Consider the following 13,126-nt stretch of genomic DNA (forward strand, 5'->3'; position numbering starts at 1 on the left):
GGCCAGCTTATGGCGTCCGCTCAGCCCTTGGCGGCCACGGACTCAGCCATGTATTCGGCCACCACTTTCTGGGAGATCGCAACGTCCAGGACATAGACGCCTTCCTCATGGGTGGCCAGCCACTCCTGCAACCGGCCAAGGTCGGCCAGCGTGTGCGCTTTGGAGCCTTCCGCCCCCAAAGCGCGCCCGACGGCGGCAAAGTCCACTTCGTCAATCAGCATGGCCTGGTCGTGGAGTCCCTTGGCGGCATACTGGTGAAGTTCGGCCCCGTAGGCGGAGTCGTTGAGGACCACCGCGACGCCCCTTCGCGTGGCCCGGAGGAAGGTCTCGAAATCGGCCAGGCCCATCAGGCCTCCGCCGTCACCGCTGACCAGGACGGTGGTGCGATCCGGGCGGGCCACCGAGACGCCGGCGGCGGACCCAAAGCCCATGCCGATGGACTGGAACGCGGTACCCACGAGGATCATTGCCTGCGGGTCCGGCACCGAAAGGTACATCGGCGCCCAGCCGATGAAGTGCCCGCCGTCCATCACCACCGAGCGTTCTGTCGGGAGGATCCGGTCCAGGGCGGCGACGACGGCCCGGGGATTCAGGCGGCCGTCCGGGCCGAACTCTGCCGCGTCTTCGCTGGGGTGCGATGAACGGAACTCCGCCGCGGACACCTCCGGGACCCGGTCCCGCCAGGTGAGGGCGGCTGTGGGGATGCGCTCCAGCAGCCCCTCGATAAAGGGGCGGATGTCGGCCCGGATGTACTCCGGTGCGGCCAGACCCGGGTCCGGCTCGTTGTCCACCCGGATGATCCTGGTGCTTGGCGGGAACAGGGTTCCGTAGCGTGTCTGGAAGGCGTTCAGGCTGGCTCCCACCACCAGGACGACGTCGGCCTGGCGGGCAATGTCGAGGCGGTGGCTGCGGGTGAAGCCGCCGGCGATGCCCAGGTCCCAGGGGCTGTCAAAGGCGTTGGCTGCCATGACTGAGGTCATGAAGAGTGCGCCGAGCCGGTCCCCCACGCCGCCCAGCGGTTCAGTGGCCCGGGCCAACAGGACGCCGCGCCCCGCCAGGATCAGAGGCCGTTCCGCGGCGGCGAGCAGGCCCGCGACCCGGTCCAGATCGTCCGGATCAGCAGGCCACGCCGGTTTGGCAGGCAACGGTTCGAGCGGTTCCGGGTCCGCGGGCTCGGCGGTGGCAAGGTCGTAGGGAATGGCCAGGACCACGGGCTGGACGGTCTGCAGCGTGAGATCGAACGCGCGGTGCGTGATGGCGGCAGCGTTGCCCGGGCCGACCACCAGGGTAACCACGCCCGCCGCCTCAGCCGCCTTGGCCTGGTCGATGTCGAAAGGACGGAGCCCGGTGGTGGGTGCATCGCCCACCACCAAAACCAGCGGGATGCGGGCCATCCGGGCCTCGGCGAGGGTTGTGTAGGCGTTGGCGAAGCCAGCGCCATAGGTGGTGGTGGCGGCGGCAACGCCTCCGGTCGCCCGGTGGTAGGCGTCCGCCATGGACACCGTGGCGGCTTCATGCCGGGCGGAGGTGAAGGGAAAACCGCGGCGCGTGAGCCTGCTGATGAGGTGGACGTTGCCGTTGCCCATCAGCCCGAACAGGTGGCCTGCGCGTTCGGCCACTACGTCGGCGACGATCGCCGCCACATTGCCCTCGTCCGGGACGCCGGTGGCCTTGCCGGTGGCTGGAACTTCGGTGCTGGTGCTGGTCATGGCTTCTTTCATCCTGCTAAATTCGGGCCCGGCGTGTCAGACGGACGGGACGGTGGGCTCTGCGTGCCGATGCTTCCGCGTGAGCTCGGTGTAGGTGGCCGCGTTCCGGCGGCAGTGGTCAATTTCCCCGGCTGTGAGCGGGCGGCGGACTTTTCCGGGGACGCCTGCCACGAGGGATCCCGGCGGAACCTCGGTGCCCTCAAGGACCAGCGCGTTGGCTGCGATCAGGGAACCGGCCCCGATGACGGCTCCGTTGAGAACCGTGGCATTCATGCCGATCAGCGACCCGTCACCAACGGTGCAGCCGTGCAGGACAGCTCCGTGTCCCACGCTGACGTTGCTGCCGATGCGGGCCGGATAGCCGGGGTCGGCGTGAACAACAGCGCCGTCCTGGACGTTGCTGCCCGCACCGATGGTGATGTCCTCCATATCCGCCCGGACAACGGCGCCGTAAAAGATTCCGGTACCGGCACCGATGGCCGCAGATCCGACGACGACGGCGGTGGGGGCTATCCAGGTGTCTTCGGAGAGTGCGGGGTTGCGGCCGTCGACGGCCAGGATGTGTGCGGTCATGGGTTCCCTTGGGTGAGGTGGAGGGGCGGTGCCCCGCAGAACGTGCGGGGCACCGCCGTCGTGATTCTGTGTTGCTGTGTGAGAAGACGTTGCTGGGTGCGAAGGCCGCTAGGCGAGGAACGGGACGATCAGCGATGTGACGAAGAGGACCAGCGCACCGCCGAGGCGGTTGGTCAGCGCCGCGAAGGGCATCAGGTGCATGCGGTTCGCGGCGCTCAGGACGGACACGTCACCGCTGCCGCCGGTGTCCGCCATGACCAGGCCCGGCGTGATGGAGGCCTCAACGAAGTTGAACTTCACCAGCCAGCCCAGGACGCCCGAGGACAGGGTGGCAATCACCACGGTGCAGACGGTGAGCAGGATGAACAGCGGGTTGCTGAGCGCGGCGAAGACCTGGGTCATGTCGATGTAGGTGATGCTGACGCCGACCAGCAGGGCGGGCACCAGGATGGCGCCGATCAGGTCGCCCCAGTCGGCCGTGGAGTCTTCCACGTCCTGCGGGAGCAGCTTGAAGATTTTCACGGCGGCCGCGGCGAGGATGGTCCAGGCGTAGGGGTGAAGGCCGGGAATGAAGGCGGCCACCAGGTTGCCGAAAATGAACAGGCTGCCGGCAATGAGCAGGCCCTTGCCGAGGGCGATGAACGAGGAAGTGTCGCGCTTGGGCGGGAGGGTGAGCTCGTCGGAGCGGCCGCTGATCCGCAGCAGCTGGCCATGACCGTTGAAGCCGACGAAGAGTTGCTTCTTGCGCTTGCCGAGCCCGTTGTAGATGCCGGCGATGAGGATGCACACCACGTTGGCCATCACGACGGCGGACATAAGGTCGCCCATGAAGGCTGCGGAATCGCCGCCGGTGGCCGAGGCGTACATCTTGGACATGGGAAGGGCGCCGACGCCCAGGCCGCCGGCCATTATGGGGGCGGCGATAAAGAGGATCCCCTCAATGAAGCCGAATCCGGTCAGCGAGGCGAGCAGCCCCACCAGGACAAACGTGGCGATGAGGCAGCCGATGACCGGGACCGCGAAGCGCGGGCCTGCCTTCAGCAGCAGTGCCCGGGGCATGCCGAGGATGGAGCCGGCAATGATGCCCACCACAAAGAAGTCCAGGAAACCGTGGCCGTCAACGAAGTTCTTGACCACAGTGACCATGTTTTCGGGCATCACGCCCAGGAACACCAGGGTGGCCGGGACGAAGGTGCACAGGATGGTGGGGAGGCCGAAGTCGCGGACAACCGGGAACAGGTTGCCGATCCAGATAAACAGCCCGCCCAACAGGATGGTGGTGGCAAAGCCCACCACCATGGTGTCCGGAAGGTTGCCCGTGAGGGCAGCGATGACTACCAGGCCGGCGAGGACGAGGTAGAGGGGAGCGGGGACGCTGGCGATGCGGAAGCCCAGCCGGCCGGGGTAGTGCGTCCCGGGCCGCGGTCCTGCGGTGCGGGTCACCGGATGCTCGATTCCGCCGGCGGGGCCGGGGAAGGTCTCGTTCATGGCTGGATCCGTTGGTTGGGTTGAGGATTCCGTGGTGCGTGGACTTGTAGACATCATCGTCTCCGAAACTGTGTAGGAATTGTTTGATGTGCTTCTTTTTTTGGGGGAGAGCCTTTAGCGGGCAGGGTCCAGCAGGCCGGCTGCGGGGGAGTGCGCCACAATGTCCCGGGCCAGCCGGACGGCCTCGGCAAGGCGGCTCTCGTCGATGCCGGTTTCGTGCCCGGTGTGATGCAGGTGCCGGACGAGCTCTTCGGTGGCGATGTTGCCGTGCGCGCCTGGCGCGAACGGGCAGCCGCCGAATCCGCCAAGGGCGGCGTCGAAACGGATGATGCCGGTGTCCACGGCGGCGCTGGCGGTTGCCAGGGCCTGGCCGTGGGCGTTGTGCAGGTGAAGGTAGTACACAAGGTCCGGTTCGGCGCTGCGCACGTGGTGCATGCTTGCCATTACCTGCTCCGTTGGCGTGGTACCCAGGGTGTCAGCAAGCCCGATGTCCGTGATGCCCATGTCCTTGAAGGCGCGGACTACGCGCAGCAGGTAGCCGGGGTCGATGCTCCCTTCGAACGGGCACGTGAAGGCGGTGGAGATGCCGGCGAAAAACCGCGTCTCCGGGTACTTCGACACCGTCGAGGCGAGGCTGGCGAGGGCATCCTCGACGGCCTGACCGGCGTTCGCGTTGCTGTGGGCCTGGCTTGCGGACGTGACCACCTGAATGTCGGTGGCCCCGGCGTCCACGGCCCGTTCAATACCTTTTCCGTTCAGTGCCAGGCTCGTATACGTGACCCCGGGGGCCGCCGGGAGCGAGGAAATGACTTCGGCTGCGTCGGCCATCTGCGGCACGCGCTTTGGATTCACGAAGGACGCCGCTTCAATGCGCCTAAGCCCGGCCGCGACCAGGGCCTCCGCAATTTCAAGCTTGTGTGCTGTGGACGCGATGACCGGTTCGTCCTGCAGCCCGTCGCGCAGGAAGACGTCAGTGATTTCCACTTTCATCTACCGCACCTCCTGCAGTCCGAGCCCGGCGACCTCGTCCGCGGTCATGCCGGCGAGCTCCTGGAGTACCTCCGCCGTGTGCTGGCCCAGCTCGGGGCCCACCCATTTGACCCGGCCTTCATGACCGGGGATTTTGGGTACAACGCCCGGGAAGCGGATCAGCTCGGGCTCGTTTTCGATGACCACCTCATGGGTCTGGATCATGTCCCGTGCCAGGTAGTGCTTGTCCACTGCGATGCTGGGTGCGTCATAGACGGGGCCGGCCGGTACGCCGGCATCGTCCAGCTTGTCCAGGACCTCGGTGAGCGGCATGCTTCCCGTCCAGGCGGAAATGGCGCCGTTGAGCTCCTCCTCCCGGGCGCCGCGCGCCTCGGTGGCGAGCAGGGTCTGGTCCTCGGCAAGGTCGTCCCGGCCAATGGCGCGCATGAGCCGCACGAACACCGAGTTGGAGTTTCCGCCGATGACCACCTCAAGGTCGTCCCCGCAAAGATACGAGCCGGTGGGCACAACGCCGGGCAGGGCACCGCCGGTGCGCTTGCGGACCATGCCGTACGCGTCGTAGTCCGGGACCAGGGATTCGAGCAGGCTGAAGACGCCTTCGTAGAGCGCCACATCGACCACCTGCGACGGGCCCGCCGGCAGCCCGCGGGCTTTCTGCAGCATCAGCATCAGTGCGCCAATGACCCCGTAGAGGCCGGCGACAGTGTCGCCCATGCTGGCAGCAGCGCGGCCGGCAGGACGGTCAGGTTCACCCGTGATGTAGCGCAGCCCGGCGAAGGATTCCGCGGAACTGCCAAAGCCGGCACGGTTCTTGTACGGGCCGGTCTGCCCGTAGCCGGAGATGCGCACCATGACCACGTCCGGGTTGAGTTCCTGCAGCACGTCCGGGCCCAGCCCCCACTTCTCCAGGGTTCCCGGCCGGAAGTTTTCAATCACCACGTCGCACTGTGCGGCGATCTTCTTGACCGCTTCGCGCCCGGCGTCGGAGCGGAGGTCCAGCGCCACCGACTTCTTGTTGCGGCCGATGGTGCGGAACAGCATGGAGGTGGTGCCGCGGGTCTTGCGCCAGTCCCGCAGCTCGTCGCCTCCTTGCGGCTTTTCGATTTTGATGACCTCGGCACCGAAGTCGCCAAAGAGGCGCGCTGCAAACGGGGCGGCGATGAAGCTGCCGAGTTCCAGCACACGGATGCCTTGAAGGGGGAGGGAATTGCCCTCCAGTTGAAGTTCCTGCGTCATGAGATTCCTGCCTGCGTCTTCGAGTGCAAGACTTCCCATCTAGTGGGAGATGCTTGTCATTGGGCGGATAGACAGTAGCACCGCCGTGTGACGTGCGCAACAGGGTCAGGTCCGTCACTTTTGTAATTCACGCCCCCGCGCCGGTCACTTGTATGCAGCGTCACACATGCCGTACAGTCTTGGACCAAGCCCCTGCTTTCTAATATAGAAATATAAATTCTCATATAGAACACCGCTTGGTAATTAATAAGCCCACAATGAAGTGAGGAAACGCCCCATGCAGTTCCACCACCACGGTTATGTATCCGGAGACCCGCGGGTCCAGCCCGCTGCAGGGGTTGGCATCGACCGCCACGATGAGCTCCCGGACGAGGTTGACGTGCTGATCGTCGGTTCCGGGCCTGCCGGGATGCTCGCCGCCGCGCAGCTGTCCCAGTTTCCGAACGTCACCACCAGAATGGTGGAGCGCCGCCCGGGACGGCTCGCCATCGGCCAGGCCGACGGTATCCAAGCCCGGAGCGTAGAGACCTTCCAGGCTTTCGGCTTCGCCGAGCGGATCATCGCCGAGGCGTATGCCATTACGGAAATGGCATTCTGGAAGCCTGACGCCGCTGACCCCTCGCGCATCGTTAGGGCAGCACGCACGCCGGACGATCCCGCCGGGATCAGCGAATTTCCGCACCTCATCGTGAACCAGGCCCGCGTGCTGGACTACTTCGCTGAGTTCATGGCCAATTCACCCACCCGCATGAAGCCCGACTACGGCTTTGAATTCCAAGGCCTCGAGGTCGCCAGCGAGGGGGAGTACCCCGTCACCGTCGCGCTGCTCCATACGTCCGGCCCCCTCGAGGGACAACAGCGCATCGTCCGGGCAAAGTACGTCGTCGGCGCCGATGGCGCCCGCAGCAAAGTGCGGGATTCGATCGGCTGCACCCTGGCCGGAGACGCCGCCAATCACGCGTGGGGCGTGATGGATGTCCTCGCCGTGACAGACTTCCCGGACATTCGCACTAAGTGCGCCATCCAGTCCGGCTCGGGCGGCAGTATCCTCCATATCCCGCGCGAAGGCGGCCACCTCTTCCGGATGTACGTTGACCTGGGCGAAGTGGACCCGGACGACAACGGTGCCGTTCGCAACACCACCATCGAAGAGATCATCGCCAAGGCCAACGAGATCCTTCACCCCTACACCCTGGACGTGCGGAACGTCGCCTGGCACAGCGTGTACGAGGTGGGACACCGCCTCACGGACCGGTTCGACGACGTCCTTCCGGAGGATCGCGGCACGCGGACCCCGCGGGTGTTCATTACCGGGGACGCCTGCCACACGCACAGCGCAAAAGCCGGCCAGGGCATGAACGTCTCTATGCAGGATGGCTTCAACATCGCGTGGAAGCTGGGACACGTACTCGAGGGCCGCAGCCCGGAAGCCCTGCTCTCCACCTACTCGGACGAGCGTCAGGTGGTGGCCAAGAACCTCATCGACTTCGACAAAGAGTGGTCCACCATGATGGCGAAGAAGCCCGAGGAATTTGCGGACCCCACAGAACTTGAAAACTTCTACGTCAGCACAGCCGAGTTCCCGGCCGGGTTCATGACCGAATATGCGCCGTCCCTGCTGGTGGCACCCGCCGACCACCAAAACCTGGCCACGGGCTTCCCGGTGGGAAAGCGGTTCAAGTCAGCCCCTGTTGTGCGGGTGGGGGACACCAACCCGGTCCACCTTGGCCACCACGCCACGGCGGACGGCCGCTGGCGCATTTACGTTTTCGCGGACCAGGCACTTCCGTCAGGAGGGAACCAGTCGGCAGGATCGGTCACGGACCAGTTCGCCGAGTGGATCGCGAACTCGCCGGAATCACCGCTGGCCGCAACGCCGTCGGACGCTGATACTGACGCCTGGTTCGACCTTAAGGTGATCTACCAGCAGGACCACGCCGGCCTGGACTTCGGGGCGGTTCCGGCCGTGTTCAAACCGCAGGTCGGACCGTTCAAGCTCACCGATTACGAGAAGGTGTACGCCACCGATCCCGCAGCCGATATTTTCGAGCTGCGGGGCCTGAGCCGTGAGGGCGTGGTGGTGGTGGTGCGGCCGGACCAGTACGTGGCAAACGTCCTGCCGCTGACGGCGACTTCTGAACTCGCGGCGTTCTTCGCTCCCCTCAGGGGCACTCGCGTGCAGGCATCCTTGGTCAGCGGAGCTGCTCGCTGATCCGCCGGGCGGCTTCCTTCACTGAGCTTCCAACCTGCTCGGCAGGGAGCAGGGCGCTGGGGTAAACCACCGCGATGGCGGACGGCTGCAGCCCCTGCGTGAGACTGAGCGGGACGGCCACAGACGTCACCCCCGGCAGGACTTCGTGGTGGCTGACGGCAAATCCCGACTCGCGAACCGAAGCCACTTCCGGGCGCCGTGGCTGATCCGGAGAAATCGCCTCCCACTGCGAGTCGTCCACGACCGCCTGGATGGCCAGGCCCGGCGCCCCCACGTGCAGCGAGTGGCGGGTGCCGGGCCGCTGGACCACCGCGGCGCGGCTGTGCCGCGGTTCCACGCTGGCCAGCGTGGTGCAGTCCCCGCGGTCCAGTACCACCAGGAAGGCGGTGGTGCCGAGTTCATTGGCAAGGGATGTCAGCTCCGGCAGCGCCGCCGTTTGGAGGTCGCGGGCCACGCCGCGGGCCAGCGTGGCCAATCCGGTGCCCAGGACGATGCCGCCGGCACTATCCCTGGCAACGAGTCCGTGGTCTTCAAGGGTGCGAAGGATTCTGTAGGCAATTGAGCGGTGCACCCCCATCCGCTCCGAAATTTCTGCGATGCTGAGCGCCGCAGTTTCCTCGCTCAGGATCTCCAGCATCCTGATGCCGCGGGAAAGCGTCTGAGAATGGGCGGGTGCCGCCTTCTCGCCCGGCTGTGCTGCATTCGCCATTCCCATTCCCCTCGCGTCTGCCCGGTCATCCCGCCTGTGACCAGGCGGTTGATATGTCCCATGCAACAACGCGCGGGGAGGGGCAGTCCCATATTAGAACAAGGGGTGCGATTATCGAATGGGTGTTCGCCCAGTGGCCTTAGGCATCCAGCAATTGTCCCGCGCGCATGACCAGGAGGCGCTCAAAGCTGCCGTCCACCACCACAACGTCGGCACGCATCCCGGCGCGGAGGCTCCCGATGTCCTGTTGCCTGCCGATGATCGTTGCCGGCACGGCCGTCGCGGACAGGACCGCGGCGGCGGGTTCCACCCCGGCCTCAATGGTCCGGCGCACCACGTCCAACAGCGTTGCTGTCCCGCCGGCGAGGGTGCCGTCGCTGAGCCGTGCCACGGCAGCGCTCACGGAAACAGTTGCCGGACCGAGCTCGTAGTGGCCGTCGGGCAGCCCGGTGGCGGCCATTGAATCGGTCACGAGGATCACGTTTTCCGGGCCGACCAGTTCGAACACCATCCGCACGGTTTCGGGGTCCAGGTGCACGCCGTCGGCGATGAGTTCCACCGCCACTCTGCCGGCGCCGGCCAGGCGAAGGCACGCGGCCACGGGGCCGGGGCTGCGGTGGTGCAGCGGCGGCATGCCGTTGAAGAGGTGCGTGATGGTGGGGCGCGACGCCGGTCCCCGCCCGGATGTATGCAGCAGTTCCGCTGCGATGGTGAGGGAGTCCGCCGTCGTGTGCGCGTCCGCATCTGTGTGGCCCAGCGACGGCGTCACACCGTTTTCGGCGAGCATCCGCACCAGTGCGTCGGCACCGGGGAGTTCGGGCGCGTAGGTCATGGTGCGCAGGTGACCGCCGGCGGCGTCGATCATCTCACCGAGGAAGTGGAGGTCCGGCTCAAGCAGGAACCGCGGGTCCTGGGCGCCGCAGCGGGCGTGCGACAGGAACGGGCCCTCGGAGTGGATACCCGCTATGAGACCTTCGTCGGCCAGCTGCCGCAGTGTTTCCAGGCCCCGCAGCAGGTCCGCGCGGGAAGCAGTCACCAGGCTTGCGAGCAGCGTGGTGGTGCCGGTGCGGTGCAGGAATTCGGCGGCGGTGCGGGCCGGTTCGCTGCTGCCGGTGGGGAAGTCGCCGCCCGCTGCGCCGTGGCAGTGGAGGTCAATGAGGCCGGGCAGGATCATGCTGCCCGGCGGCAACTCCAGTTCTTCATGGTCCGGCATCGATGCGTCCATGCCTGCGCGGGGGCCCACGTATACGATGCGGCCATCAGCGACGGCCACGACGGCGTTGTCCATGGACATTCCGTCCGTCAGGACGGTGCCTGCCAGGAGATAACTTCCGGAGCCGGCGGGACGCTGCTGTTTCTGGACCGGCGGTGTCTGTTCCGGAAGTGTTCGTTCCGGCCGTTCTCGTTCCGGCGGTGTGGTCACTTCAGCGCCTCGGCAAACCAGCCGGTGATCGTGGCAGGGTGTGTGATGGCTGTGCCAACCACAACGGCGAACGCGCCGGCGTCGAGCGACTGCCGGGCCTGCGCCGGGGTGTGGAGACGGCCTTCGGCGATGAGGGGCACGCCGAAGCCGGCCGCGGCGATCCGTGCCAGCAGCTCCAGGTCCGGGCCGTCCGTTTTGGGGCGCTCGCCGGTGTAGCCGGACAGGGTGGTGCCGATCAGGTCAGCCCCGGCTTCGACGGCGGCTGCGGCGTCGTCGAAGGAACCGCAGTCGGCCATCACCAGCGCGTGGGATTCGGCGTGGATGCCTGCAACCGTCTCGGCAAGGGTCAGTCCGTCGGGACGCTGGCGGCGGGTGCCGTCGATTGCCACGACGTGCGCGCCTGCGTTGGCCACCGCCAGAGCGTGGCGGAGCGTGGGAGTGATGAAGACGCCGTCGTGCCCGTCCTTCCAGAGCCCGATCACCGGAACCTCCACAGCTGCACGGGTGAACTGCACATCGGCCAGACCCTGCACACGGACAGCGGCGCCACCGCCGATCACAGCCGAGGCGGCAAACTGCGCCGTGGTGCGGGGATCGCGCATGGGCTCGCCCGGGTACGCCTGGCAGGAGACGATCAGTTGCCCGCGGAGGGCTTCAAGGGCTTCGGGGGTCAGGATCACTATCGGTTCCTCTGGAAGTTTGGCGGGCGGTTAGTCGAGGTGCTTAGGACGATGGTGTCAGGACGGGGAAGCGAGGACCAGGCGCGCGGCACCCACCATGGCGGCCGCGTTGCCGAGTTTAGCCGGGAGAACAGGAAGCCCGGCCAAAGCGGGCAGGAGCTCGGCGCGGAGGGCACGTTCCATGGGGCGCCACCAAGGCGCGCCGGCGTCGGAGAGGCCGCCCGAAACCACCACCACCTCAGGGTCCAGGATGTTGGCGAGCCCGCCCACGGCCTGCCCGGCCGCTCCCGCGCCTATGCCCACGGCTTTGATGGCGACCGGATCGCTGGCCCCGGCGTGGGCAAAGACCGCCCGGGCGTCCGCCGCCGGTTCCTCACCGCCCAGGCGCAGGTACGACTCGCGGATGGCCGGCCCGGAGGCGATGGCCTCAACGTGCCCGGCTCCACCGCAGACGCAGGGAACAGCCGCACCCTCATGAAACGCATACGGCGAGGCAAAGTGCCCCACGTGCCCGCCGACGTAGCGGTGCCCGAGGACCGGCTGCCCGCCGAGCACAAAACTGCCCCCGACGCCGGTGCCAAAGGCCACCAACAGGGAGCTGGCCGTGCCGGCAGCGGCACCGGTCCACGACTCGCCGAGAGCATGCGCATGGACATCGTTCACCGCTCGCACCGCCTCTGGACCCAAACCGACGCGCGCCGCCAATCCAGCGGTCAGCTCCGTGCCGGCCCACCCGAGAATGGCATCTGTAGCCGAAACCACCACCCCGCGCCCGGCATCAATCACCCCGGCAGAACCAACGCCAACCCCCACAACATCCAGGCCCTCTGCTTGAGCCTTCGAAATGAGCGAAGAAACCAGGGCTGCAGTAGCATCCAAAATGGCGTCCCCACCATCCCGGTTCAGCGTAGGAACAGTCTCCGAAAACAAGACCGCCCCATCCCCGGAAACAACCCCGGCAGCAGTCTTAGTACCGCCAAGGTCAACACCGATCGCGTACATCACAGTCTTCCTAACAAGGGATTAGGCCAATCTCGATTACCGGGGTGGTTATGCAGGCGGACGACGAGTGGCATTTTTGTAGGCTGCGTTGTTGCGTGAGGAACGAGCGCAGCAGCCGGAAAATGTCAGTCGCCGGCCGCGAACACTAGACCAGCCCGTTGCGTTCGAGGATGACCCTGATTGCCTTGGTCTCGTCCTCGTCCAGGGAGAGCATCGGTGCACTCATGACGTTGGTCTTGATGACGCCCATGAGCTGCAGGGCGGTCTTGAAGGCGCCCAGGCCCGCGGCGTTGCCGGACATGCGGCCTGCCCTGGGGGTGTAGACGATTTCGAAGACATCGGCCAGGCGGTCCTGCTCGGCGGCGGCCTTGGCCCAGTCGCCGGCAACGGCTGCGTCGTAGAGGCGGCGGTAGCCGGCCGGGTCAACGTTGCCGAGGCCCGGAACAACACCCTGGGCGCCGCCCAGGAGGGCACCGTCCACTACCACCTCGTGGCCGGTGAAGATGTCGAAGTTGGGAATGTCCTTGGCCGCAATGAGCAGCTGGCGGAAGGAGACGTCGTCGCCGGAGGAGTCCTTCACGCCGGCGATGACGCCGTCGCGGCCCAGCTCGACCAGCAGGTCCGTGGGCAGCTTGAAGTGGGTGCGCACCGGGACGTCGTAGGCGAAGACGGGGACGTCCACTGCGGCGGCGATGGAGCGGAAGTGCGTGTTGTTCTCCTGGGCGTTGGAGATGGCGTAGTACAGGCTGGTGGCCACGATCGAGTCGGCACCCAGCGCGATGACGCGCTTGGCTTCTTCGATGACGCGGTTGGTGGTCTGCTCTACAGCGCCCACAATCACGGGCACCTGGCCGGCGTTCACGCCTGCCACGGTCTGTACAACGAGGTCGCGCTCGGTGTTGGTCATATGGGTGACCTCGCCGGAGGAACCCAGCACAAACAGGCCGCTGACGCCGCCGTCGAGCAGGTGCCTGGTGACGTTTTCCAGCGACGGTACGTCGATGGCGCCGTCGACGGTGCGGGGGGTTACGACGGGCGGGATGACGCCCTGGAAGCGGGAAGCGACAGTTGTCACAGTGTTCTCCAAATATTGATGGTTAGACG

11 protein-coding genes are annotated in these 13,126 nt (G+C 66.5%); 1 reads left to right on the forward strand and 10 read right to left on the reverse strand.

Annotation, left to right across the window (positions count from 1 at the left end; all coding sequences use genetic code 11):
- Positions 1–20 precede the first annotated feature (20 nt).
- The 5 genes from AC1MCD_RS00805 to AC1MCD_RS00825 all read right to left on the reverse strand — a co-directional run bounded on the left by AC1MCD_RS00805 (position 21) and on the right by AC1MCD_RS00825 (position 5,996).
- Entirely contained in the window at positions 21–1,709 is a 1,689-nt protein-coding gene (locus AC1MCD_RS00805) for a thiamine pyrophosphate-binding protein (protein ID WP_498674965.1), read from the reverse strand.
- 36 nt (positions 1,710–1,745) lie between these two features.
- A complete protein-coding gene (locus AC1MCD_RS00810) occupies positions 1,746–2,282 on the reverse strand; it encodes a gamma carbonic anhydrase family protein (RefSeq protein ID WP_498674967.1) in 537 nt (178 codons plus the stop codon).
- A gap of 108 nt (positions 2,283–2,390) precedes the next feature.
- On the reverse strand, positions 2,391–3,770 hold the full coding sequence (locus AC1MCD_RS00815; RefSeq protein WP_498674969.1) for a 2-hydroxycarboxylate transporter family protein: 1,380 nt from the start codon (positions 3,768–3,770) through the stop codon (positions 2,391–2,393).
- A 114-nt stretch (positions 3,771–3,884) separates the two neighbouring features.
- A complete protein-coding gene (locus AC1MCD_RS00820) occupies positions 3,885–4,760 on the reverse strand; it encodes a hydroxymethylglutaryl-CoA lyase (RefSeq protein WP_498674970.1) in 876 nt (291 codons plus the stop codon).
- On the reverse strand, positions 4,761–5,996 hold the full coding sequence (locus AC1MCD_RS00825; RefSeq protein WP_498674972.1) for a CaiB/BaiF CoA transferase family protein: 1,236 nt from the start codon (positions 5,994–5,996) through the stop codon (positions 4,761–4,763).
- 277 nt (positions 5,997–6,273) lie between these two features.
- Between AC1MCD_RS00825 and AC1MCD_RS00830 the strand changes: the two genes are divergently transcribed.
- Entirely contained in the window at positions 6,274–8,208 is a 1,935-nt protein-coding gene (locus AC1MCD_RS00830; protein ID WP_498674974.1) for an FAD-binding monooxygenase, read from the forward strand.
- On the opposite strand, the gene AC1MCD_RS00835 is transcribed toward AC1MCD_RS00830, so the two are convergent.
- From AC1MCD_RS00835 to AC1MCD_RS00855, 5 genes are all read right to left on the reverse strand, one after another.
- On the reverse strand, positions 8,189–8,917 hold the full coding sequence (locus tag AC1MCD_RS00835; RefSeq protein WP_498674976.1) for an IclR family transcriptional regulator: 729 nt from the start codon (positions 8,915–8,917) through the stop codon (positions 8,189–8,191). The two genes, AC1MCD_RS00830 and AC1MCD_RS00835, sit on opposite strands and share 20 nt — an antisense overlap.
- Before the next feature lie 139 nt (positions 8,918–9,056).
- The gene (gene nagA, locus AC1MCD_RS00840; RefSeq protein ID WP_498678454.1) at positions 9,057–10,211 is read right to left on the reverse strand and encodes an N-acetylglucosamine-6-phosphate deacetylase; all 1,155 of its coding nucleotides are present in this window, start codon (positions 10,209–10,211) and stop codon (positions 9,057–9,059) included.
- A 125-nt stretch (positions 10,212–10,336) separates the two neighbouring features.
- On the reverse strand, positions 10,337–11,020 hold the full coding sequence (locus tag AC1MCD_RS00845; protein WP_498674978.1) for an N-acetylmannosamine-6-phosphate 2-epimerase: 684 nt from the start codon (positions 11,018–11,020) through the stop codon (positions 10,337–10,339).
- 57 nt (positions 11,021–11,077) lie between these two features.
- Entirely contained in the window at positions 11,078–12,022 is a 945-nt protein-coding gene (locus tag AC1MCD_RS00850) for an ROK family protein (protein ID WP_498674980.1), read from the reverse strand.
- Between the two features lie 145 nt (positions 12,023–12,167).
- Complete coding sequence (locus tag AC1MCD_RS00855) at positions 12,168–13,097, reverse strand: dihydrodipicolinate synthase family protein (RefSeq protein ID WP_498674982.1); 930 nt, start codon at positions 13,095–13,097, stop codon at positions 12,168–12,170.
- Between the last annotated feature and the right edge of the window lie 29 nt (positions 13,098–13,126).

The sequence above is a fragment of the Arthrobacter sp. BF1 genome (assembly GCF_056680215.1).